The sequence below is a fragment of the Nocardia sp. CY15 genome (genome assembly GCF_009829295.1).
Lineage (GTDB): Bacteria > Actinomycetota > Actinomycetes > Mycobacteriales > Mycobacteriaceae > Nocardia > Nocardia sputi.
In genome coordinates this window covers 250296-277288 of the sequence record NZ_VUOT01000004.1, presented here as the reverse complement: position 1 = coordinate 277288, position 26993 = coordinate 250296, and the positions used below count along the sequence as shown (strand labels likewise).

The 26993-nt window shown below is 64.2% G+C and carries 1 protein-coding gene (only partly in view); it reads right to left on the bottom strand.

Features of this window, described 5'->3' with window-relative positions:
* Positions 1 to 30 precede the first annotated feature (30 nt).
* Positions 31 to 26993 carry the 3' portion of an alpha/beta fold hydrolase gene (locus GVY39_RS08970; protein WP_159922281.1) on the bottom strand. Its footprint extends 16288 nt past the window's final position, so 26963 of the gene's 43251 nt are visible here — the last part of the coding sequence; its start codon lies off the right edge, out of view — the gene reads right to left on this strand; the stop codon is at positions 31 to 33.

Below are 26993 nucleotides of genomic sequence, written 5' to 3'. Positions count from 1 at the left end.
CCGCCTGCGGTAGCGAATCAGGTCCTCCCATCACTCGGAGGCTTCGTACACCAACTGAAGGATTCTGGGGACACCGAGCGGTGCAGGCCGCCACGCGGGCGACACCGCCGACTGTAGGGTGCCGAGCGCGCTGTTGACGTAGTGGGCGAGTTCGACCGCCCGGTTGTCCGGCGGCCCGCCGGTCAGCCGACGGTATTGGATCAGGCGAGTGAGGTCGTGTTCGGCGCGCTCTGCGGCGTTCACCGCGGTGTATCCCCGCAGGTGCCGGGGAACCGCCCGGATAGCCGGAAAATAAGGGGCGGGAGCGCCGCGGTGCACGATGAGTGATTCTTCGTAATCGGGCGGTCCGAAGGTTGCGGAACCAAAATCCAGGACCGCGTACTTCTCCTCGTCGCCTCGGGTGACTTCGGGACCTTCGCCGTCGACGAAGAAGTTTCCCCACAGATCACCGTGCAACAGACGGAACCGCTGGGGCCGCACCGATGCGATATGTCCCTCCAGACCGTCGTACAGCGACGCGGGAAAACCCAAATTGTCTGCCACCCAGGCGAATAACGGGTCCCGCTTGCTTTTCTGGAAGTGCCGCTCGGTGTGGCCGAGAACGGTGTACAGGAAGCCTGCGGAGTCCCCCGATGCCGGCCAGTCCGGTGGCAGCGGCGGAAGCGACTCCAGCGGCACTTGCTCGAATACCTGCTCGAGTCCTCGCAGCGCGGCCTTGGGTCCCGCAGTTTGCAGAATGTCCACCCGCCGTCCGAGTCTCAAACGGGTGAGTACGGTGAAGCGTTCGGCGATATCGGGGGAATCGGCCACATACAGCACCCTGGGGATCTTGGGTGCCCGGGACACCTGGTCGATGTACCGGCCGACCGCTCCGAGGATCAGATGTTGTTGGCCTGGCCAAATCTCCATGTCGATCTGGGTGTAGTCGGGGCCGTGAAGGCGGGGGCTGGAGACAGCGATATCCCGCCACAGATCGACGTTGTTGTTGTTCCCGTGCCGACGTATTCCATGCCGTGCCGACGTCTCCCGCAGCGCCCTCGCCACATCGTCGGACATCACAATGGCACCGCGAGCTTCCCGAGTCTCGCGAGGCTCCCCGAGGTAGGTGTATTCCCCGGCCGGCCGTTTATCCGCCAGTCCAGGATGGTCGTCGCCCGCGCCGTCGGTGATCGACCATGCGCTGTCTGGAGAAGGCGCTGCCGGGCTGCTCCACACCGACGTTTCCGGGATGTTCGCGTCGTCATTCACAACCCTGAGACCGGGAGGAACGACAGACGGTTGGGATTCGTCGATGACAAACCAAAACGTTTTGGCGCCGTCGGCGTGGTGTTCGATGTCATGCGCGTGGGTTAGCGGATCCAGCAACTCGACCCCCAGAAACCACTCCTCGAACAGTGGGAACAGAGCTCCTGCGGCCTCGGACCTCGGGGCCCGGCGGTCGGTGATCGCGACTCGCAACCGCCGTGCGCCGGGATCTCCGGAGACGGTGACGTCTGAGGTGACTGTGTCGGAGTCGACTGCGGCGGGATCGAGGTGTGGGCGGCTGAAAACCTGGCTGAACAAAGTAGCGAGAGCTGATCCGGCGTTCCCCCTGTGTGACGGTGGCCACCCATCTCGCTCGAGCCGTGAAACCAGGTCGTACCGCTCGGCGTAGATGCGCGCGAAAGGTGTTCCATGGAAAGCCTCGGTCGACTTCGAGGCGCTCGCTGCCGTGGGTACCTGTGCGGTCTCATGTTCTTCCGGCTCAGTTGGTAAAGCGGTTACTACATAAGTCGGCTCCTCGGGATCCGTTGTCACATAGAGAGGTTCTTCGACATAAAGAGGTTCCTCGATCACGTAAAGAGGCTCTTCGATGTCGATGTCGGTGTCGGTGGATTGGCATCCATCGGATACCTGCAGTGCGTCCGGTGTCGTGCTGGAATGTAGTTGGGTGCGCAGCTGGTCGGCGATATTGATTACATCGAAATAGGTTGGCACCGGTTTTGTAGAGCCGTACCAATTATCGTGTGGGCGACCGAGTGCGAAAGCAATACTCTCGACCAGCTTGGTTATTTTGCTGCGTTCGGGATCGGGCGTGGTCAGCAGGTCCACGAGGCGGATCGTATCGTGCAGGACTCGTGCAGTGTCGAGTAGAACCAGCCAGGGTATTTCATATCTCTTAACTGGATCCCCCCGATCTGCGCCGGGATTGCGATGCTTGAGAACGGTGCCCTCGTAATCAGCAGGCGCAGGATGCGCCAAGCCGACGTCTACTATCTGGTACCCCGTGGCCGTCTCCAAAACATTGTCCTTGGTCACATCGGCGTGGCGGGGGAGAAGGGGCTGAGCCCGAATATCAGCGGCGTATCTCTCCATGTTGTGAGTAAGAAAATCAGGGAATCCCAGTTTGCGGAACATGGTCTGATACGGCTCGAGAGTGCGGTGACGTTGATATACTTCTTCCAGGTGTTCCTTCCTCATCAAGAAGTATTCCAGTGCATTTGTCGGGTAATCCTCGGGAACCCGCAGGTGGCCTTTGCGTCGTGGTTCAGAATCACGCTGCAGCCGCACTCGTTCGAACTGCTTGCCCATCGCGCCCAATGTCTCAATTATTCGTCTGTCGTTGAGGGAGTTCACGGGCATGCCATCGCTGCGCGGTTGAACTTCCCACAAGACGCTGCCGTCGGCGTCCGACTCCACATACAACACCCGAGGTAGCAGCAGTTCTTCGGTGCTCGGTTTGGCTTCCGCGACCGCCTGCAGGACCTCGTACTCCTTCGGCCAGAGCACGTAGTCCAGCGAATTGCGTGATCGTTTGGGTATCAGCACCGCGAAGTCGCCGATCAGGTAGACGTCTTTCTGGGTTCCCGAACGCTTTTCGCCGTACCGTACCCCGTACTCCCGCAACCCGCGCGCCACCTCGGGCGGCATCACTTCGCCATCGTCACCACCGAGGTGTCGGTACTCCTGGGCAGAACGCCGGTTCCGCAGGGCAGGATGCTCGTTCAGGAGCACGTCGGCCTGAACCACCAATATCGGTTCGTCGAAGTCGCCATCGTCTTCGGTCGCACCGCGGTTGGTGGCGACATCGGGTGTTCCTGCCTCGGTATTGCGTTCCCCGGCTTGTGCTTCGGGCGCAGGGTTGTCGTCGCCGGGGGCACCAGTGCGGTCCTCGGATGCAGGGTGATTCCCGGACTGCGCTGTGACCGCCGGCGCCGGGGTGTGATCGGTTCCAGTGAAGGCGCCGTCCTCTGGGCGGTTCGGGCCGGCGGCATGTGCCACCACTCCGTCGGGCAGACCGCGCGGCACTCCGCTGAATGGATCGGCCACTGCGGATGGCGGACCGAAACCCAGCCCATCCAGACCACGGGCACGGTGCGGCGGAAGATCCAGCACCGCAGCCGGATCGAATGGCGCATGTGTGCCGGGACCGAGCGCTTGCGCATGCCGGGCAATCCTCGGGTCGTATGCCACGTCTCGCTGATCGACCAGGGGCGCGAAAAGGTCTTCGGCCTTAGGAGTGGTGTTCGCATCTTCGACAGGCAATTTCTCATCCCTGGACTGCGCTGCGACCGATGGTGCCGGGGCGTGAGGGCTCACCGCGAATGCGCCGTCCTCTCGGCGGTTCGGGTCGGCGGCATGCGCGACCGCACCGTGGGGCACTCCGCGCGCCACTCCGCTGAATGGATTCGGAACTGGGGATGGCGGATCGAAACCCAGCCCATCGAGACCACGGGCACGCTGTGGCGGAAGATCCAGCTCGTAGTCCGGTACCGAGTCCCATCGGCCGCGTGCCCAGTACATCCACTTCGGAAATGGCAGTGGGTCGGATTCGGCGCGCCGGATCGCTTGTATCCGCTGTTCGTCCTGCCGGAAGGCTTTTTTCGCCCACGCGTCTCGTTCGGCACGGAAGTGGCTCGCGATGACGGGCAGCGCGTCCATGCCCATCATGTGGGAGACGCCGCGGAAGAGATACAGCTTTGATGTCGGGATCAACCTGGCGTTGTTATGGCTGTGGTCGACAGGTGAGAATTGGTCCGAGGTGCCGTGCACGATGTCTACCGGGACGCGGTACCGGTCGAACCGGATTCCCCAGTGGCCGGTCAGCTGAATGGCGTCGTCGGCCCATGCTTGCAGGTAGTTGCGCAACGCGCGTTGATAGCCGCGTGCGAGCTCATCGCGGTGTGTGCCCACCCACATGTGGTCCATCGTGGTGAAGGCATTCTGGTTGTAGCGGAGCAACCACTCCCCGTCCCGCGCGATGTTCTCGGCCATGTGGGTGAGCGTCGCGGCCATGGCTTCGGTGTCGGGCCTGGCATAGATCCGCTGGTTCTCCTCGGCCATAGCTGCCATCCACTCACCCATATCGTCTAGCCGCGGAGCGGTGCCCACAAGGGAGACGACCCGGTCGACGTGGTCGGGGTCGAGCGCGCCGACCGCGATGGCCACCGATCCACCGCCGGATCGGCCGAGCACGGAATAGCGTTCGAACGCGAATAGCTCGGTCGCGATGTGAATGATGTCGCGGGCGCAATCGGCCACGGTGCGCCCAGGCAGCGGATCCGAGTCGCCGTAACCGGGTCTTTCCACGACGATTACCGTGAATCCGCGATCGTACAGTTGGTGATGATCCGGCAGCGGACCATCGATTCCGACCGGTGTGCCGGGCGAGAGTAGGACCGGGTAGCCGTATGGATGGCCCAATAGGCGGAAATGAACAGTCCTGCCGTCCGGCATCCGGGCGGCGTAGAGCTTCGAAACACGGCCCAAGTCGGCAGTTTCATCGGGCTCGGGAACCGCTCGTACTGTCTCATCCGGCAGTGCTGCTCGGTGGCCTCCATGACGGGTCCGCTCGCGCCGCGCCTCGATCGAGTCGTGATCCGGTCCAACGGAAATGGCTCGCATCGAGTTCGCCGGAGCGATCTCGGTGGCCGCGCCTGTGTCACTGTCGGCGGAATCGAGCAGTTGTGTCGCCGTTCTTTCGGGAGCGGCGGCACCCCGCTGCTCTGCCTGTTCGCTCTCGGGGAGGAGCAGTCGACCGCCTGAGTCGGCTTGCTCGGTCCATTCGAAAATTGTTATGAGGAGTTCGATCTCCCCTACTTCTTCCGCGCGGCCTGCGTCAGCGGCAAGCTCGGCGACGCGGTCGATCGACCGTCGAATCTCGGCCAGCAGGTCTTGGGCTTCGGCTGGTGCCAAGGTCGCGCGGACGAGGGGATAGCCGAGCAGCCTGTTCATGGCGTCACGGTAGGCCCGTTGGTAGGCGCGTTGCGGATGGAAGACCGAGTCCATCGCTAGTCGGTGGTCCGGGCCGGCGACCACCGGCACGTCGTCGATCACTGTGCCGGTAGTGCTGAGACGGGCGAGTTCAGCCTCGATCTTGTTGTACGCCCGATTCAACCGATCCGCGCTGACCGCCTTGCCCTCCCGATGGCGTTGCACGGTGATCCCGTTCATTTCGGCCATCCGCGCCTGTAGGTTTTCGATCCGTTGGGTGGCCTCCGGGCTGGGGTCGACCGCCGCACCTCGTTCCGCGATCGGTGTTTCTGGCTCGCGATCGCGAGGATCGGGCGCGGTGGAGTGCTGTGAAGCAAGGCGGTGCGCGCTGGAGCCGTCACCGGCGGGGCCGGGCGGAACGATCAGCTTGCGGCCGCCCAGGCTACTGTCCACCCCCGGGAGAGCCGCAGCGGAGTTCCGGCAGGCCGCACAGTTCTCCAGGTGCTCCTCGACCTCGGCCCCGACCTTCCGGCCCATGCCTATGAGTGCCCACATGCCGAGTTGCTCGACTGTGGATCGGCATGAGTTCCTCGCGTGATGGGAGAGTTCGTGGAGCAAGACCCGGCCGGCTGCTAGACCCTGACGGCGCAAGTACGGACGGACGACCTCATTCAAGTACTGCACCTCGAGCGGCTTGGAGGCGATCTTGTCGAATATGGCAACGGTCAGATAGCGCGTGAGCAGGAACTCGGGGGACTGCGGTTCCAGCTCCCGGCAACCGGGATAGTGCACAGTCCACAGGGCGTCGTGGCTGAACATCAGCCACAATGCGTACTCTTCCGGAGTGAGGACGGGGTCGCGGTCCGCCACCATAAGGTTGTAGTCTTCGGCATAACGCCCCGCCACCATGAAGTTGTGCCCCTCCGCGCGTAGTAGGCGTCCCCCGACGTAGGCCATATCTCCCTGGCGAATTTGCTTGGTCTGGGGCAGCTCATCCCCGGACACTCCCCGCCAGAATTTCTCGAAAGCCGTCATCTCCTTCACATCGGCGCGATTCGACTCGCGTTCCTGCGCGTCAACCCGCATGGTCCGCTTCTTCAAGGCATCGATTTCCCCCCTGCCCGGAATGACGCGTCGTTGCTGGAGCGTCGCCGGTCCGGAAGTCGCATGGGGCGCGTTCAGCAATCTCTCGGCTCCGAGTGTCAACCGTACGGCTGCGTCGACCCCCGCGTAGAGCGGAGTCCGTCGGATCGCCCGCCGCCGCATCCAAGCTTTTCGCTCGGCGCTTTCGATCCACTTCCGGCCGGACAGCTCACCCTCGCGAGGCAGCGGGAATTCCCAGAAGTACCAGAAGATCTCCTTCCACGGACGCAACCGCTCCATGAGTTCTTCCAGCGATGGATCGGCGGGCAACACGTGCACGTCGGGCACGATCAAGTTGCGGGTGGGGTCGGCGGGCACTATCAGGCCGGCGGGAGTAATACGAATGCCGTTGCTTGTAGCCGCGTATGCACCTGACTGTCCGGTGCTGCCGACGGCGCCGGATTCTGTCTCGTGAACTGCCGAATCGGTGTGTTCCCGACCGGGCCTCTCGAACGCATGCCCATCCAGCCCCACGCTCGGATCGACCGCGTGCAGCATGCCGAAGTCGAACCGCTGCCCGCGCGGCGGCGGGACGGCGCCCTCGTTATCCCATTTCTTTCGCTCGGGTACATCGAGACCGAAACCGGCTTCCGCTTTGAAACCGGGTACCTCACCTCGCAAAGCGAGAACGTCGTCCGGTCTGTGGCCTCGCTCGTCGTCGGGCGTCTGGTCTGTGGCGTCGTCCGGTGACATGGGCGTGGAAGTTTGCGGCAACTCGCGTGCGGCTCGGAAGAGATCCTCTGGATCGCCGTCGCGAGTGGGGAAAACGGACTCGTCCACCATTCCCTGGCCGACCATCCGCATGCCCAACTCGGTTTCGTACAACGTGTGGTGGTGCGGGATCATGAACGCTGCCACAGCGCCACGGAACGCTCCCTCCCACTCTTCCGGCAGCCCCAGCCAGGTGAAGCGCGACATCAAGCGGGCCGCACTGCCCGAAATGCCAGCTGCCAGCGGGATGCCTCGCTCGACAGCGACTTCGCGGAACCATGGGCTGCCGGGTTCGAATTCGACAAGTGCCACGCCGGGGCGCCAGGTCAGTGGAACGGCATAGCGATCGGGATCCAGCGCCAGTGCTGTCGCCGCGTCCACCACTCCTTCGTCGCGGTAGACGAGCACAGCCTCGACTACTGCGTCCCCGGCGTCATCGCGGACGCGGCGACCGTTCTCGTCGTAGCGGTAGAGCGGGAGTACGTGACTGACCGTGTCGTCCTCGGCCCGCATGGTAGTTTCCAGCTTCACCACATCGACCCGGCCTCGGCGACGGGGAAGACTCGCGTCGAGGTCGAGCCGATCGATGCGCAAGGCATGCAGTTCGTCGGGGATCGCCTCGAGTTCGCGTTGTGACAGGGGCATGCCGAGCAGCGCCCAGTCCTGCACCGTCAGGTGTCTGCGCAGCATCATGTCGGGCGTACGGTTCTTGCTCGCCTCGACCCTGCCCTCGTATTCCGCGAACGCCTCGCGTGCCGCGGCGCTGTCGAGCACGGCATGTCTCACGTCGCGCAACTCGGCCGCCGTGACCGTCGGATCGTTTCGCAGGATCGATGCTCGGACGTCGCGCAGCGCGGCGACGTCCAGTCCCAGTTCGCCTGCCTTCTCCACCCAATCCGGCCGATTCACCAGTTTCGCCAGACCCTCGTCCAGCGTCGTGCCAGCGGCGGCATCGCCCAGCTGCGCGTTCCGGATCATCGCGTTGAGCACGGCCGACATCAACTCACGGGGATTGCCGTCGCGGCGAAGTTCCGCCAAGGACACCGAACGCTCGACCATGCCGCCCCACAGCTTGTTCTCCGGTGCGTAGAAAGCGGCGTCGATTTCCTCCGGCGTGGCCTCGGGATGCAGGGCGCTCAACAGCTTTCGTAGCCGGTCCAGCACTGCGACAGTCACCTCCCTGGTCTCCGGCCGCTGGTACAGCCGGCGCCCCAGTTCGACCTCGTCCCGCATGCGCAATGGTCGCCATCCGGGACGTTCCGCGGTTTCGGGTGGGGTAGCGGGTTCGTTCGTTGTCGGATCGTCCCGCGTCCCACCGCGGGCGAATCCACCGCCGTCCGCGTGGGGTTCCACCAGCCTATTTATTCGCTTGTGCTTGGAGACCGGGCCGCCACGGTCCCATGGCTTGCCCCGGTCGTCGAAGGGATCGACGAGGTCGGGGACGCCGCCGATCAGGCCGACGCGCCGGGCAGCGGCAGGTCTGCGCATCGGGGCGTCGGTACCATCGGCCGCCGCGGGTACCCGCCCCGCATCCGCTTCACCGTCAACCGTTGCGGATCGTTGCCGGTCATCGGAATCGGTGACACCTTCGGTGGCCACCGTCGTCCCCTTATTCTCGGCCGTCGCCCGGAGGTACAGCTGATCCGCGAACTGGGGCCGCGGCCGTTGCACCGCGTGGGCTTGCTCGAATGCGTAGGCGTAGCCGATCAGCGTGGGTTCGCTCCATGCCGCGGCCCGGAAGGTTATGTTGACATGCTCGCCCGCTGGATGGTCGTGGTCGGCCGGGGTGCGGCCTGCTGGGACGATGATGGCTGGGTATCCGGCCTTGTCGCCCATGATCGTTCCGTACTCGTAGACGGATACCAGTGCGGTGAGTTTGTGCTCGGCCATCACCGCGTCGATCCGGGTTTTGCTTTCGGCGAGGTCCAACTGGAGGTCTGCGTGGTATTTCGCCGTGTCGATGCTGCCCGGGTCGAGGTCTATCGCCTGCGCGGCGAGGGCGAGGTCTTGGCCGTACTTCAGCGCTTTGTCGGCGTGGGCGTTGTTGTAGGCGATGATGTCGGCCAGGTTCTTCATCGGGGCGTTTGCGGGCAGCCGCGAAAGGTATGCGTTCAGGTCGCGCTTGAATTCGTAGGTGAAAACACTCGACCAGGGCGGGTCGTTGTCTTGGAAGCTGTGTGAGGTGTCGAGATCGACGGTGACCAGGGTGGCGCCCTGGGCCTTCAGCGTATCCAGCGCCGCATCCCACAAGGGGCGCTTTATGGAACCCTCCGATTCGATCCCTACCGTCATCACGCCGATCCGGGCACCGTGGAGGGCTTCCGGATCCAGATCCGCGGTGAAATCGTGGCCCACCAAGGGATTGCTCGCGGTCGCAGGGTCTTGTGGATCGACGCCGACGAGCGCCGTCAACAACATCGCGGCTCCGGTGACGTCCGGACTGATCGCCCCTGGGGTGTCCCGGGTAGCGGCCGTGGGTACGACGCCCGTGCGAGGCACAGCACTAACAGTGGGTTTGAGCCCGACAATCGAGTTCCAGTTGCACGGAGTCGTTATCGACCCGGATGTTTGGGTGCCTACGGCGAGCGGTGCAATCCCGGCCGCGACACCGACGGCAGGTCCTGAGCTCGAACCCCCCGGTACTAGCGAGGCGTCGATCGGATTGAGGGTCTGGCCGCCGTAGGAGCTGTACCCGTAAGGAAACGTGCTGCTCAGGTAGGTCCCGAGCTCGGTGAGATTGCCGTGGCCGAGGATAACCGCGCCCGCCGCACGCAATTGCGTCACCAGAGCGGCATCCGCGGCGGGGTAGGAGTCGGCCAGAGCCACCGAGCCTGCGGTGGTCGGCATGCCCGCGATGTCGATGTTGCCCTTGATCAGGACCGGTACCCCCAACAGTGGGCCGTGCGCGGCGCCGGTCCGCCGGAGTTCGTCTGCGCGGGCAGCCTCCTCGAGTGCTCGGGGGTTGATGCCGATCACCGCATTCAATGTCGAAAGCGCCTTTATGCGTTCCAGACACAGCTGGGTCAATTGCACGCTGGTGATCTGCCCACTATCCAGCAGTTCGATCAATTGCAAGCTCGTCACCGATACGAGGTCCAGCGCTGGTAACACGTTCGGGCTGGAGTCGCCGGGCGATCGAGCGGGACCCGATGCGGTCTCGTGGGGACCGGAATCGGTCTTTTCCCGACCGGGCCTTCTGAACGCGTGCCCACCTGGGCCCACGTGCGGGCCTGACGTGCCCTCTGGATCGCTGCCCTCGACGCCTTCGTCGTTTCGCAGCGTGATCGCGGTGACCAAGGTGCCGTGCTGGAGGTGGAAGCGGCCCGAGAGTGCGGTCAGCGATGGGTCGGACGCCGCGTCGGTTGTCACCCGCGCTTCGAACGTCCCAGCCGGAGCGTCGGCGGTATCGGGATGAAGGGTGATTTCCACCTGGTTGTGCTCGAGCTGCTGCCCGGTCAGCCGGTGGTACAGGTCGATGACGTTGTCCTCGGCCGAGACCACGACCGAATCCCGGTGGAGTTCAGCCGTCGCGTGGTCTTTGGCGTCCAGGCTGATCGCTCGGTACGTTCCTGCGGGACCGAGCGCCACGGCGGCATACTTCTGCGTGCGTGCGGTGGCACCGGTGAGATCTCCTGGCCAGAGCGCTGAACCATCGTCTCCCGTCCGAATCGGCTCGTCGCCGTAGCCGAGCGCCTGGAGTGCCTGCTGGGCATTCAGCCATACGCTCAACACGGAGCTGCGCTCGTTGCCGAACGTTTCCACCGCATGGATGTCGTCCGGCAGTACGTGTCGGATCAAAGCCCCGTCGGTCGCTGTTTCGACGGACGCTGGGATTGCGTCGTCCCCCCTTACCCCCTCGGGCGATTCGACGTGCTGTGGCGGCGCTTCCCGCTTCGGGGTCGCCACCGCGTGGTCATCACCGTCGAGTAGTCCGAGGCGCAGTGCTTTCATGAAGCTCGGAATCTTCCCGCGGACTCCGAGTTTCTCGCCCAGACTTACCCGGCGCTCGCTGATGCGGCGTACCGTCATCTGCTGCCTTTCGGCGATCTGCTCATCCGTCAACCCCCCCGCTGTCAGGCGGAGCAATTCCATGTCCTTGGCGTTGAGACCGAAGAGATCCGGTGTCGCGGAGGCGGTGACGACGCTGCTGAGCAGTCCGCGACGGCGTGCCTCTACCACCGTCGGAATCGACTTGCTCACACCCAGTCTCGTGGCGGCTGTTATTCGGTGGTAGGTGACCATCCGTGGTTCCATGCCGAGTGCGGTCGCGATCTCGCTGAGCGACAGACCTTGATAAAGCAGCGTGAGCACGGTGATCTCCGAGCCGGTGAGGCCACCGCGACCGGGCAGCATCCGAATCTCCGGGGCTGAAGTGCTCGTGTCGGTCGCCTCGTCCTCACGCGATTCCGGGGACGTGAGCGAAGGCGAGTCCACCCCGGGCCGGGGATGCAGTTTGGTCCGGATTCGTGACTGCAGAACCCGTACAGTCGAGGCGGCGATATGCAAACTCTCTGCGATCTCAGCGACTGTCCGGCCCGCCGCCTGCAGTCGGTTCACCTCGAGTTCTCGATCGGTCAGGGCTCGACGAGGCGTCGGCTCGACCGGCAATGTCGCGCGCACGCCCTGTCCGGCGGCGATGGCGATACCCAACGCGCGAGCCGCGTCCCACAGGACCGGAGACTCGTTCGCGGGATCACCGGGCAGACGCAGCTGTGTGGCCGTCGTTGTCCGCTGCGCGGTCTGGAACCGGCGCAGCGGGGCTCGGTGATATGCGGGGAGTGCACTCAATTCCCGTCGCATGTCCGCGGTGGTCGCCTCGTTCCACGCCGCGATCAACGGGTCGGACTCCGAGAGACTCGCGCCGAGCACCAGAAAACGCCGGACACTCCACCACATTTCGGCGATCCGGCGATGCTCAGCAATGACGTTACGGGCAACGAGGACGACCCATTCCTCGAGACTCCGATCACCGATCTGGCCGAGATGGGCGACCACATTGCCGGCAACCTCTTCGAGAATCTCAGGCGCATGTCGGCTCCCGAGTGCACTGCCGGCCAGCTGAACGACGCGGTCGCCGAACACTTCCTGAATGCGGTGGGTGGCCTGCTCGGCGTGGCCGTTGGCGACATCCTGCGCGATGAGTTCCTGGAGTTGATGGGACGGCGCCGTGTGCGCGTTGGATTCAGGCGCAGGACTTGTGGCACCGTTTTCAGACGCCAGGATTCGATCAACCGAGTCGTCGCCGGCCTGCCCGACGCTTCCGGTCGAGCGAGATGCCGACTCGTGTGTCCCGGGACCGGCGGTCTCGGCGCTTTCACTCGAAGTGGGTCGGGATCCACGTCCACCGACCGCCCATCCCTCCGGATGTGGGCCCATCGCGTGGACAAGGCCGGGATCGAACCTCTGCCCACGCGGTGGCGGCACCGTGCCGATGTCCCAGGCTTTCCGCTCGGCAATATCCAGCGCCGACCCGGCGGCACCTGAGCGACTTTCTCGCGCCGCACTGGGTGATCGGAGCGAATCAGGCGTCGCAACCGGAAGGTCGGTCATCACCGGGTGGTGGTCGGCCGTCTCGACCGCGGCCGCCCGTGCGGCGGTCGGCCACTGCGTCGCTACGCGGTCTATTGCGGTCCGGACCAGTTCCTCGTCAGCCGCGGTCCGTGGGTCACGCACGACGACGACGGTGATGTCGTCGACTTCTCCTTCGGCGTCCGCCCGGTCGACCACCTCGGACGCGATCGCGCCGGGGTTACCGGCGTGACGGCTGACGGCGTCGCCGAGCGTCTGGAGGCCCGGCATCGTCTTCACCGCGCCGTCAGTGACTGTCACCGCGACACCGCCGCGCGGCACGGTTATCGTGCCGTCCTCGGCGACCACGGGCGCGTCGATGTCCTCCGACACCAGAACGGTCGTGATGTATTCCCCCGGCGCGGCGTGTTCGTTGAGCCCCGCCGGGATGCGGCCCTCCCGTCCGAGCGCGTATTCGATTGCGTGCCGGTAACCCTCCAGCCACGGGTTCCGCTCGAGCGCCACGCGCTCGGTTATTCCCCTCTCCGTCGCGAACATCCGGATGGACGAGTGGTCCTCGGTCAACCACATCGCATGCCGACCGTCCGTGGACGCCCAGCCCACTCGACTGTCCCCGACCCACCCAATGGTGAACCGATCCGATTCCACGATCACGACCGCGACCGTGCACTGGGGCTTGTCCGGGTGGTCGGCGTACTCCGGCTGTCGGCCGAAAGCCTGCATCTTCGACTGGACATGATGCAGCGCTTCCTGCAACAGCGCCTCCCGGGTGAGTCTGCGCCCGAACCGCGCCCGTGACCAATGCTCTTCCAGATACGCCCCGAGCTCGGTCGCCGCCTCCTGCGCCGCGCGGTGGCCATCCGGCGCTCCGCTCACCCCGTCGAACACCGCGGCAACCACAACCCGCTTCCCGCGGCGGGTGAACTCGGTGACCATCATCGCGTCCTCGTTGCGGTCGTGGGAAGCGCCCCTCTTGCTGACCCCCGCAGCGGACCGGGTTTGCCCGGCCAATCGCTCGGCACGCTCGGGTTCGTCGAGTTCCTCGACCGGTCGGCCATTCTGGTCGCGCAGCCCGTGTTTCGGTCCGAAGGCAGAGTCGCCGCCATTGGTCGATCGCGTCTCCGGGGCCACGTTCCGGGACGCCGATTCCGGGCGGCGAGCCGGATACCGCGCCAGCGCGATGGTGATGTTGCCGAATTCTGTGTTGGCCCGGGCGTGGTCGACCGATGCCCGCGCCGCGCCTGCCCGATCACCAGCACGCTGCCGGACGATCGCGCCGATCGCGTCCGGCAGTGTGCCGGCCAGCCCTTCCGTACCGGCAACCACCGTGCCGTGCTCGGGGATCCGGTGGTTGCGAACAGTGACAGCGCCGTCGCCGTGCCGTCGCCCGGCCCCGCGGACGGCCGGTTCGGCGACCGCCGAACGCACCGGGGTCAGTGGGCGTGAATGGGAGTCGGGTTCGGCGGGAACGAACAACACCTGGCTGTCGCCGATCGCGCCGGTGGTGATCCGGTCTTCTTCGACTAGAGCGAGGGCAAGCGAGCATTCCAGCCCGGATTCCGCAACGACCACCGACCGCTGCGCCGCGTCGATCGCGCCGGCCACCGCCTTCTCCGGATCGAAGCGACGCCGCCGAATTGCGCGCTCCAGGTGAGTCATCGCCTCATCTCGCGCCGCCGCAGCGCTGTCGGTCGAGCCGCCCGCCACGTTGAGCACCAGCACAACCTCGACCGGTTTTCCGTTGCGTCGCTGCAACACCGTGGCCGCCATAGCGGCCTCGCTCTCGGCCGGTGCACCTCCGTTGTCCGGTGGTAGCGCGCCGGCGTCGGCTGGGCGTAGGGCGCGCCCGCGTGCGGGGTCGGGGTCGGTGTGGGGGTTGCCAACTTGCAGTTGGTGTTGTCGTGATTCCAGGGTGCTGGTGCCAGTGAGGCGGGTCAGTTGCAGCGCGTGTGTGGTCTCCGGTGTGAAGGGTGGGTTGTCGGGGTCGTAGACGGTTTCGGGTTGTCGTGCGTGGCGGTCGTGGATCCAGATGTGTTCGCCGTCGTTGTGCCACAGCGTGAGGTGTCCGATCGGTTCGCCGACTGGGCGGGCGTTGACGAGCATTCCGGCGCCGGCTCCCAGCTCGGTGAGCAATTGGGCTATTTCGGTGAATCCGCCGTCGAACCGTTGGTGGTGGGCTCCGGCCAGCCAGGCTACTGCTGTTGGGGGCACGGGTCCTGTCACGCCGACTGGTTGTTGGACGTCGAATCCCAGGTCGCGGGCGTCGGCGAAGGCACCTACCGCGCAGACGGGGTGCACAGCGCCCTCCGAGGAGTGAGGGACATCGGCGGCGTGTGGGTTGGCCGGTGGTTGTGGCGAGCGTCCCTTGACGACGTTCTTCTCATCGGGTCGGCCGAATGCCGTGCGCAGCCTGTCGCGGGCTTCGTCGAGCAACTGTCCAGCGTAGTCGGTTGTGATCCCCAGTGAAGTGGCCACGTCATCGAGCGACTGGTCCTCCATCAGATGGAGCACTATCTGCTTCGTGAGGTTGGGCTGGGTGAGATCCGACAACGCACTGTCCAGTGTGTCCTCGAATTCCACGTCATAGGCTGCAGAAGAGGGCCCGTCCTCGTTCGTGAAAACCGAATGCGCCCTGACATCGTGTCGGCTTGTTCCGGATTCATCACCAATCGGTTCGTCCAACGACCGCACCCGCCGCGCGAGCAAGGTCCTCGCCTCGGTAACTTGGGCTGCGGTCAGGTTCGTGGCCTGCTCAATCTCGTAATTGTCGGGTTCCCGGCCGGTCTCATCGACATGCCGGTTTATATACGCGGACACCGCGCGGAGCATCTCGGCAGTTTGTTTGTCATGATCCGGATCTCTGGACTCGGCGTACGCTCTGCGCATGGAGAAAAGCGCATCCGCCAATGACAGAGCGCGCATGTTCGTACCGGGAGTGGCGTTGCGGATAGCAGAGAGAATCATCTCGTTGCCGCGTTGCACGAGATCTTCGTGCTCCCCGGCATTCCGCCATCGCCGGGCGGCGATTTCAGCGATCCAAGCATATTTTTCGAATAGCTGATCGCGAGCTGCCGCTTCCTCCTGTGATCCGACCGGGGCTTCGATGTGCTTCCATATCAGGTCGTCGTCGGTGGTGTGGCCGACAATATCGCGACGCTGATAATAACGCAGCACGGCTGCTCTCATGCTGTCTCGAGGTATACCCAGATTGTCGCGGATTCTACGCAAGTAGGTAAGGAGCGGTCTGTGTCCATCTGCACGCAGGTAATATGCGAGCTTAGCTACTCCAACTTGTGCATCGAATTCGGCTGTAGTCATTCGACGGTACAGCCGCTGTGCTTTGAGCCAATCGTTCACAGAATCGTAGGCCGCCGGATCCGGGTCTGTTTCGCCTGCTGGATCCATCCGGTATTCGTATCCCCACGCTTCGGCAAGCTCGTTCCAAGGTCCCGCACGGTGTAAAACGTGATCGTAGACCTTCAATATCTGAAGCTCTCGACTCCTTCCTATTTGGTTCTCATAGTCGCTCAGCGCGTAGGCTCGGATCGCAAATATCGACGCGGTCTCCGCCTGGGACAAGTGATTGACCGCGCGGAAGTGGAGGCTGTACTCTCCGAATGATCCGGCGACGGATGGGTTCGGGTATCTGAGAGTCGTCCTCGCCAGATGGGCATAGCATTCGGCAATTTCGTCTTCGATGACTCCGTAAGGCGGAGGTATTGTGGCGAGCAGCTTTTTTGCGATATTTCCAGACGGACGGTCTCGGCCCTTCTCGATATCATCGTAGTAAGAAGATGAAATTCCGGCCGATTGTGCGACTTCCGCCTTGGTGTATGTCTCGAATCCAAGGAAATCGCGGGCGGACTCGAAGAAATCCTTGATACGTTCACTATGGTATCTACGGCAGAACGCCAAGTATTCGCCGATATGCGCATAGCCTTCCGGGTAAGCCGGTTCACCATCTGCTGTCAGCAAAGCGGGATACATTTGTGCCACTTGCATGTAGGTCTCGCGCGCGCCGGGTACTCGGCGCAGGAGGGCTCGGACATGAGTGATCTTGAGCTGCCGGCTTCCCTCTTCTGCTGCTTTCCAGGTCCACGCGGCGTCGATCAGTTCGTCCATCTCGTGGTGCGGCACGCCGAGATATCCGCGCACTCGGTGCGTCCACGTTGTGGAATCATCGCTGTCCGGGCGGGGGAACTGTCCACTCGGCGCCGAGGCGAGTGCTGTCTGGTCGAGCCCCGCGCGTGCCAGCCACCTGTTCACCTGTGACGGCAGCAGGTGGTGCATCTCCATGTACTGAGCCATGCTCTGTCGTGGTTGTCCGGACTTGTCCGCCAGTCGCCGCCGCACCCACCGGACGAACCGCTTTTCCTCACTGGATGTTGGAGGGCTGGACTTCGATGAGCCGAGTCGTGAGTTAGCGACCTGGCCCGAATTGTGTTCGTTGGGCGCAACTCGACCGGCGTCATCGTGCGATGGATGCGGTCGTTGTGAGGTATGGCTTACCGGTTCTTCTCGGGTGGAAGCGGGATCAGCCTCCGCAGTGGAGGTCGCAAGGTCGACATCCAAGTCGATGCTGTTGTTCCGTGCCGCCTCTACCAGGTCGGACTCCGGACCTACGCCGAGCTTTCCGCGGATTCTCCGCACATAGGTCAGTACAGTGCCCTTGGCTATTCCGAGTTCCGTTGCGATCTCGCCGTATCCCGCGCCCATCGCAATCCGCCTGAGCACATCGACTTCACGCTCGGACAATTCGGGCGGGCTCGGCTCTTCCGGGTCGGCGATGTCCATGCCGCGACGCCGGGCGGCTTCCATCAATGCTTCCCGAGTCGAGGCTCCGAGCTTCCTGTGCACCTTCTGTCGGTAGGCTCCGACGGCTCCGGGCGATAACCCTAGATGCTCGGCAACAGACGCATTCGTCATACCTCTGGCCAGTAATTCGAGGACCGCTGCTTCGCGCTCGGATAAAGTTGTTTCGACGCCGCTCGGATCACCCCACCGCGACCACTCGGAGCCATCGACGTCGAGGATTCCTTCCCGGAACGCGACCGAAACAATTCCGGCTCGATCGCGAATTCCGAAAGCCCGGCCGACTCGGTCCATGATTCCCTTCACGTTCCCGGGGGAGACCGTTCGGCTCGTCGACGCCGTCATCGTCTTCGCGATCGCCGCGCCGGTGAATCCTTTCGCCGTCAGGATCAGGACGGTCCTGTCGTCGGTCGATAGTGCGATGGGATCCTTCTGTGTAAAGGGAAAATCGAGAATGTTCAGAGACCCTCTGCGTGTGGCCTCCGCTACAGCCGCTGCTTTGTTTTCTGCCCTGAATTTCGTGACAATCCCATCGATCACCTCCATTGCGGTTCTCGGAGAACATCCGACCGTTTCCGCAATTTCTGTGGCCGTCAACCCCTGAGCCAACAGCTCGAAGAGTTGGGTCTCGTTCGGGGTCAGCTTGTCGTCTGTGTCCGGAACGCCACGCTCGGCGGCGATCGATCTGGCCAGTCGCCGTATCGCACCGGACACCAAGGTTCGTGTCGCGACATCCCCGAGCGGCTTCGTCGGCTCCGCAACCGCGTTCAGCACGTGTGCTGTCTCGGTTTCCGAGCGGCCTTGCTGATATCGAAGGACCACGGCTGCTTGCTGGACCGGCCGAAGTCTATGGAAATGAGCTGCGAAGTCCTCATTGGACGCTTGGAAAAGCGCTTCGACGACAGGGTCGGACTCCTCAACACCTTCGAGATCCGTGTATGCCGCGGTGACGGCCTGCTTCAATTGCCGCAGCACGCCGTCGATGCCGCCAGCGGGCATCCCCGGCTCGGCCTGGAGGGCTGGGCGGCCACCCGAGGACTGTTCACCGGACGGGGCGCGGGAATCTTGTGCCTGGTTGTCGGGAGGTGATGCGCCGGCGTCGGCTGGTCGCAGGGCGCGCCGACGTGTCTTGTCCGGGTCTACGTGGTCGGTCGCCTGCTCCGCTCGGTGCCGCCGTTTCGGGTCGTCCCACGGCACGCGGTCACCGGGGATCTCGTCGTTGTCGATATGTCCCAGGTGCTGGTTCGGCATGTATTCGGCCCGGTTCAGGCCGGCGGCGCGGTGGCGTTCGGGGGCGAGGGGGTTGTGTCCGGGGTGATGGAACGCCATGTCGGCGTGCGGCTCGGCGACTGTGATTCCTCCTGTCGGATGTGTGGTCCCACGCTGCGCGGTTGTCTCGGTGGTCGTATCGGTTGAAAGAGCCACCTCGGGTGCGGCCGAGCTGCTTTCCTGCGCCGATCGTGTCGTTTCACCGGCTGCGGGCTCGCTGTCCGCGTGTGGCTCGGTGCGCTTCCGCGCAGGCGGCGCGGCATCCGGCAGTGGTTGCCGAACAGCGATTCCGGTGAGGATTACGCCGCCGTCGACCAGGAATCGACCGTGGAATTCGGTCAGTGGCGGGCCGTCGAGGGTGGATCGGTCCTCGACGAGCAGCCGTGCGATGAAGGTGCCCTCATCGAGATCGAACGTGATCAGCGCGTCTTCGAAGTCCAGTGCGCGGTGGGTGAGCGGGTACCACGCCTTGTAGACGCTTTCCTTGGCGGAGAACAGCACTCGGTCCCAGTGAACGCCGCGGTGCGTCCCGATGCGGCCCAGCCAAGCTTGTTCCTCGGGCAGCGCGATGCGATTTCGCAGCACATCGGAGATCGGCTCGTTGTGCGCGGCATCGATGCCGATCGATCGATGGTGTCGAGATACCGCGGCCACGTAGTACCCGGTTTTCTGGGTGAGGGTGAAGCCCAGTGTGTGGCTGATACTTCCCACGATGCCGGGCTGCCACAGAGGCATTCCGCCGGGCACGTTCCCCCCCGCGCGCAGCACCGGTTCGACCGGCACGCCCAGGCGCGCCAATGCCCGGTGGGCGCACGTGCGTCCGTACACGATCTCGCGTTCGCGCACCCCCTCCGGATCCGACTGGATCGCCTCGATCAGCACCTGTTCCTGTGGCAGTAGCGCAGCGGTGGGGTCCTCGCCGATGATCTCGGCTGTGACAACCTCGGCGGGCAGCCCGAGATCCTCGACGATCGTCCGTCCCACTGGTGCGCGCACTTGGCCGGGTTCGACGGCATTCGTCCCGGCTGTTCGCGTGTCGAGTTCGTGATATGTGGTGGTCGCCTCGATCAGGTCGTGGAGTTGGGCCGCGCGCCGACGGTCGGCGCGCTGCTCGTCGGTCAGCTCCGACCGCGGCACGCCGGCCAGCGGTGCCAGCTTGGTCCGCAACTCGTTGAGTTCTTCCCGCAGCTCGACGATGCGCAGGGAGCCCGGTTGAAGCTCTGCTGGATTGATCGACAATTCCTCGGCAACGGAGTCGCGACGTCCCCGTATCTGCTGAACCAGATCCCGGTCGGGAGTGATCCTCGCCGCATCTCGCCCGTGGACTGGGGTCGTTTCGTTCGTTTCGGGACCGAGCTTCTCGGCTGCGCCCAACTGCTCCGCGTCATCAACTTCCCTTAGCGGCACTACGGACGACAAGCCCTCGCCGGACTTGTCGAAGAAGATGGCCTGTAAACCCGGCGATCCCGGCGATGCTGCCGGTGGCACGTGATTGGCATACAGGATGCCCTCGGCCGGATTGCGCAGCTCGATCCGGACTGGGCCGTCCTCGGCGACGCGGCGCACCAGTAAGTAGGCGCGGCCGTCCGGCTCGATGACAATCGCCGATACACCATCGCCGCGATCGTCGTCTCGACCATCTGGCGACTGCCTCGAGGCGCGCAACTCGGCGTCGATTTGCCCGACATCCGTGAAACGGCGCAGCTGCCCGCCGGTTGCGGCCGCCAGAACGTCGGCTGTCGTGTGCTCAGGACGGAGACGGGTTGGTATCGCGACATCGTCCCGGCCGGTGAGGTCGCGGAAGTCCTGCAAAAGTAGTGATACGTCCGGCTCGCCCGATGCTCGCCGCTGTGCCCATCGTGCCAAGAACTCCGCCGGCGACGATCCGTCACGTGTCACCGTCAGCCAATGCAGCACTCGTGCCGGATCGGTCAACGGCAAGGACGATACGACCGCACCGGTCCTGGCTCCTTCGGCCACACCCTCGACCGAATCGAACATATCCAGGAGCGGGTGTACGAACGACAGCAGTGCGTAATGAGGTAGCAGGGCAAGCCAGTCGGTGAATTGGACCTCGGCCGGTAACAGATCGAATCCACGGTAAAGCTCGTAGGCCGCCCGCAGCATCGCCGGTGCGAGGTCATGGAGCGTCCAGTTACCCTCGTCCGCCACGACATGAATGAACTCGTGGTGCGTCAACTGGTAGATCATGTCCTCGGCCGACTCCGCCCAACGGTGGTCGGCAACTTGATCCGCCCACGACTGGGCGAATTCCGGATCGGTGAAGATTCTTCTGTTGAGCCTGATCGACGCGTAGTAGTCCCTGGTGTCAGGAGTGGTGGTGCCGAAACTTCGGGTCACGCCGAAGCCCTCGGTTTCTTCGTCGAACCTGAAATCGCGCAGTGCGAATCGGCCGCCGTATTCCGCGATCAGGTGTCGCAGCGCACGGTCGACGGATTCGACGGCTTGCACCGTGACGACCGGATCTTCCCACTCGGAGAAACGGATATGGTGGTCGTCGTACAGTTTCCGAACGATGCGGGCCTTCGCTTCGAGATCGCTCCGAGGCGGCGGCGCGACGCTGTCGCCGCGCGGTTCCGACCGCGGCTCGTCGAACCGAGCCCAGACCTCACCCCACTGCTCGACACCCGACACGGTGGCCGAGTCGAGCAGTTCCCGCACCTCGGTTCCGACCTCGGTATGGCTGAACAGCGGCGCATGCCACGTGAACAGCTCGATGTCGGGAGATCGCTCGGGACGGTATTGGTCCACGTCGAATGACACGTACAGCGACCGAGCATCGGCCTGCGTGGACATCCGCAGTGTGAGCCGAGCCTTCATGTCCTGCACGGCGGTCTGTTCCTCATACCACTCGACGCCGGACCGTTGCAGCGAGCGGGTATACCGCTCCATGTACGTCATCGCGTTGCGCCCCGCAACGCGCACCAGCTCGGAGGCGGCTTCGATCTGACTCCGATCTCGCCAGCCACGCTCGTGCATCAGGTCGCCCACGGCCGTCGCGACCGCCTCCAAGTCCTCCTCGGTCCGCAGACCATCGGGTGCGTAGAGCGGGAAGAATTCCAGGGTGAGATCCGGGTTCAGATCTCCCCGATCCGTCGGCAGATCTCGTACCGCGGCAACGGCGGCCTCGTAGGGATCGAGATAGTTCCGGCCGGAATAGCGGAACCCATCGTTCGAATCCGGAGACACGGCACCGTCACCCTGCTCGTGCTGTCGCCCTCCTCCGGAGACCCAACCACCCCCATCTATGTGGGTCTCGCTGAGCTCGTGCAGCCGTCTGCGCACTTGGCGCGGTTTTCCGAGATTCGAGAGGCCACCCTCGGAGACGGCACCGGCGCCGTCGATGTCGTTCCAGGGGGGGACGCTTGCGTGCCCGATCATGCCTACGTGCCTAGTGACATGCCGTGGTTCGGAGCCGTCGCGCTTGTTGGTGGAGCCCTCCGGTTCGACATCGGTCGGCGGTCTACGGCTCTTGTGGTCTTCACCGGAAGCGTTGCGCGCCTCGAGATGGTCGTGGTCGCCGATGATCCGTCTTTGCTTGGCTACCGCCACGATCTCCGCTCGATCACCGCTGAGGCCGAGCTTGACGCGAATACGTTCGAAGCTGTAATTCACCTTGCTCCGAGGGACACCGGCGGCCTCGGCGATCTCTCCGACGGACAGGCCTGCCGCGGTCAGCTCGAGCACTTCGACGTCGAGATCGGACAGGCCATGCCCTCGGGGAGGCGTCGCCGGAGGCGGGGTCGACCATCGGTTCCGACTTTTAACCGTCGTTCCCAACCCGGGAGTGATGGCTACATACCCCTCCACGCTCAACTGACGATAAGCCTTCTCCACGGGGCCTCTCGACATATACATAGCGGCGCCGAGTTGCTCTGCCCGAGGCAGAATCCGACCGGCCAAACGATCCGAGAGCACCGCTCGGCGCAACGCGGACAAGACCATCACTTTCAAGTTCCCCCCGGCTGCCTGCAACAACTCGCTCATCGGCGCCTCCTCCGTGAAGATCCCCAGCATCTCTTCGGGAGTAATCGGCGAAGCGACCTCCGATGGCGGCGTACCAGGCCATTGATCGCGGCTCGCTACCTTCGTTCCGACCCCTCCACGGTGGACCACCACATAACCCTCGCGGGAGAGCTGCCGATACGCGCTATCGACAACGTCTCTGGACGAGAGGCCCAAGTGCTTGGCCAATGCGTCATCGACAGGCAGCAAACGGCCTGCGGCCAACCGACCCGACAGGATCGCCGCCCGTAACGTTTGGGTCAGCGCGGTCTGCCAACTGATCCGGTCGGCAAGCTCCACCAGGGTCGCGTTCGGCGCTGCTGCGTCGAGACTGTCCAGCAACTCTGCCGGGCTCACCGGGAGCACCGCGGCGAGAGCGTGGACGGCGCGGCGCCGTAGCGACTTGGCAGCATCAGCCGTACGGTTGGCGCTGATCGCGGCCGTGGCGTCGGCAACCGTCAGATCCTGCAGAAAACGGAGTTCGAGGTACTGCTCGTAGTCGGGGTTGCCGAGTTGTCGGATGGTCCGTCGCAGCCGTTTGAGCTGGCGCTCGTCCCCATTGGCGGCTGCGTCCAGAGCCGCCTTGGCCGCTGCTTCGACCGCCAGCAATGCCTCGCCGGCGCCGGGGTCGGTGCTGGTGTCCCGAGCGTCCTTCGGATGTGGTTCGTTCCACAATCGGTCATCGCCGTTGCCATGGTGGTGGAATTCGAGAAGGTGTTGGTTGAGGTTTCGTTGTTTGTTCGCTCCGATGCCGTGTGGGCGGTGTGGGAAGTGGGCGTCGATAGGGTTGGGGTCGACATGGTGGAAGAGTTCTACCCCCGGGGGTAGCGGATTGGGTGGGAGTCCGCCCGGGGTGGTTGACGGTTCAGCCACCTGGCTGGGCGGACGCACCTGCGGCTGTGCCGCCTGCTGCGGCGGCAACTCTGCGGGGGCATCCTCCCGAGGAGATCCGGGAGCGCGCGTAACGTCGAATGGCGGAACCATGGTGCCGTCCGGTGCCACTTCGATCCGAATACATACATGCCCCTCATCACTCGTGAGCATGATGTCTCGGCCGCCCCAGACATCCCCTGTGAAACCTTGTTCGTGCAGATAGTTCGACAGCAACCGATGTGCGTGTCCGGCCGCCGCGCTGCACCCGATCAGCAGCAACTGACTTCCCGGGTGTTGGGCGGAAGCGGTTTGGAAGTAACCACTCGACCACACAATACGGCCGAATACGATTCCGTCGACGAGGACTCCCCGACGCTGCCCGGTCTGCCGATCTTCGATATTGATCAGATAGCCGTTTTCTTCTGCGTGCGCGAACAAGACGATCGGCTCAGAATTCGTATCCGCATCGAAGTACGGCGCTTTCTCGGGCTGCGGGTCCTCAGCCCACTGCGATGTCGGAGCTATATCCGGCATTCTTGTTGCCACATCCGACACCGGCCAGACGGGTATAAATTCTCGGTTTCCGGGCCTGTTGTCCGTCAGGCCCCACGCTCGGATCTCATCGGCATTTTGCTCGTCCCCTGGAAATCCTGCGCCAGAAATCTTCCCGTCGGACGAAGACACGGGAATGATCCAAATATCGTCGAACTCGAATTCGATGTAGCCACCAGTATCGTCCCAACCGTAAAAAGGAGCCTGCGGCGACGAGCCGGAGTCGACCACACCGGTGTCGGACAGCGTTGGTTCGTCTGGCTCGGACGCGGCATCGTCCGGTGCTTCGGTAGCTTCCGCTCGCCCGCGGCGGCGCTCGCTGCCGGCACGCATCTCATTCTCGAGCCGAGTGACGGCGTGGTCGGCGAGCAGGAAGTTCTCGATCGCATCGACGAGTCGCTGGAGGTCCGGGTTGCTCGTCGCATCGGCGAGCGCGCGTAGCTCTATCAGTGAATTGTCGGCGGATGCGTGGGCTGTCGGGCCAGGTTCCGATAGTCCTAGTAGGTTCGCCAATTTGCGATCCAACTCCTCGCCTGAATCTGCGAGCTGCTGCTGTGTCACCGGATCGGCCTGCGCCGCATTCGCGGCTTCGATGTCCCGAAGCACGGCAAGCCGCAGTGCGACCCAGTCGATGACAAGATCCATCTCCTGGGCTGTAGCTACCGCCGCCCAGCCTGTCTCGCTCAGCCCCCGAATCCACCCCTGAGCGATGGTCACCGCCTGTCGCACCCACCCGGCTCGCACCAGATCCGTGAGCACGCCGCCCAATGCCTCGGCGAGTTCGGCCCGTGTCGATTCCAAACGAATGCGCAGTTCTTGCAGGCGAGCTCCCGGATCATCGGCCGCGCTGTCCACAGGCGCATCGCTGCCGGTGAAAATAGCTCCCGACCTGGCCAGCCACGGATCCACAGCCCTGGTGTGGAATTCGTCGATCGCGGCGGATACCCGATCGGCGTCCTCGCCGAGGACGACATCCGTGTATTCGGCCGTGATTACGTCATCTTCGCGCGTGAGTACGAGGGTGATCCGGCCCTGCTTACCGAGAACCGGGTTGATCGAAAATACGATCGACAGCGAATCATCCGCCGGGACAACGGCCGTGACGTACATCCAAAACTGAGCGGTGGCCCCCGGGAACATAGCGCGAGCATCGGGAACTGCTGGGTGGGGGCTTTCGCCGCGCTGGTCGATCAGTTGACCGGCGGTCGGCACGCCGACCGGAATCTGCTTTCGCCACAGGTCACCGAGGATGGTGTCGTCGAATTCCACCGGTACACCGCGCTCGGCCATTTCGAACAGGCCTTGGGCGACGTACTTCAAGTCGGCCGATGCCTTCGGGAGCATATTACTGCCGAAGATAATGTATACCTGCCGACCGCCGTCGATGAACCAGTGCCCGAATGAATATACATGTATGTCGGGCTCGGGAAATGAACTGTATAGCAAGGCATGCGTTCCAGCCGGGGTCGGCATCGAGCGGTCGCCATTGGCGGTCAGGAAGAATACATCACCTTCCGGGCCGGTGGTATAGGGCGCGTCTTCGTCGTGAATCCCGCCCCCGACAGCGGTATACACATTTGTGTAGTCCAGCGATGCGGCGACTTCCGGCGTGTACATGTACTTGTCCGACGGCAGTGACACGGCATCGTATTTCGTGCGGACCCCAGTTTCTCGGCCGGTTGTGTTTGCGGCGGCATCGGCCGTGCCGGCCTCCGGTTCCGAGGTCGCATCGCCCAGTCGGCGAGTTCGTTGCGGATCACCGCCGCCATCGGCCCTGTCGCCGCTCTCGGAACCACGCGCTCCACTGCTGTCCTGTGTGCCGTCCGGATCGACGACGGCGCCTTCACCTTCGGACTCGGCTTTCCCTGTAGGCGTGCCGGTCGATGTCTGCGCCGAGATCGCAGCGGTCTCGCGCGCGGTGCGTGTGCGGCGGTTCCATGGGGTGGTGCGCGCGGTCGGGCTGTGCTGCGGCGTCGGCTCGGCGGGCTCGGTCCGCGCGATCTCCGGCACCGCATCGGTGTCGGGTGAGTCGCTAGGCGCAGGTCGGTGATCGCTAGCAGCGGCGGTACCGGGAGCCCACGGGTTCGTGGTGGATGTCGGCGTGTGTGTGGCGCCGGTGCTCTGCGACCGAGTGCCATTGTCCTGTCGATCGGGAGTGCCGGCGGTCCCCGATGCGTTGCTTGCCGGCTCCGGTTCGTGGTCTCGCGGACTCGGCGCCCCGTCTGCGGTGTTCGTTTGCGCGGCTCGATTCCAAGGGTTCGTTGCCGGAGCTGCAGCGGCCTGGGCGCTGGGATCGAGTGCGGTGGTCGCTGCGCCGCCGTCGTTGGTGCTCGTCTGCTGGGTTTGTACCTGGTCCGAGCCGCGCGTCGTCGCCGCGGTGGGATGACTGCCCCATGGTGTGCTCGAGCGGGATGTCGGTTGGGGTGTGGTGGCGTTGCCGTCGGTCGAATCGTAATCCGGTACGGCCCCGTGGACGGGCGTCGATGTAGTAGCTGAACCAGCTTCGGCGGCACCCCGAGGGCGATCAGGGCTGTCCGACGGTCGACCGTTGTTCGGCTGTCGCGGGTTGCTCGAGTAATCGGAGGCCATCGACCATGGGATGCCGTGGGCAGCAAGCGCTGCCTGTAATGCCCTGTCCGGCGGATCTCGATGGAAGACGACGTGTGCGATATCGGCGACCGGGACACCACCGTGAATTTGGGCCTCGATATAGCTGTTACGGAGAAACCTCTCCCCGCCATAATCGCGGCCGATGCCTTCGAGCCCGAAGTAGGCGAGTTCGCGATGGTTGCTCGGGGTGGCCGCGAAAGACTCGGGCTGCGGGTCGGTGATGCTGCTCGGGATCGCCTTCACGCCCCATGGGTCACCGACGCTCGCCGTTGTAC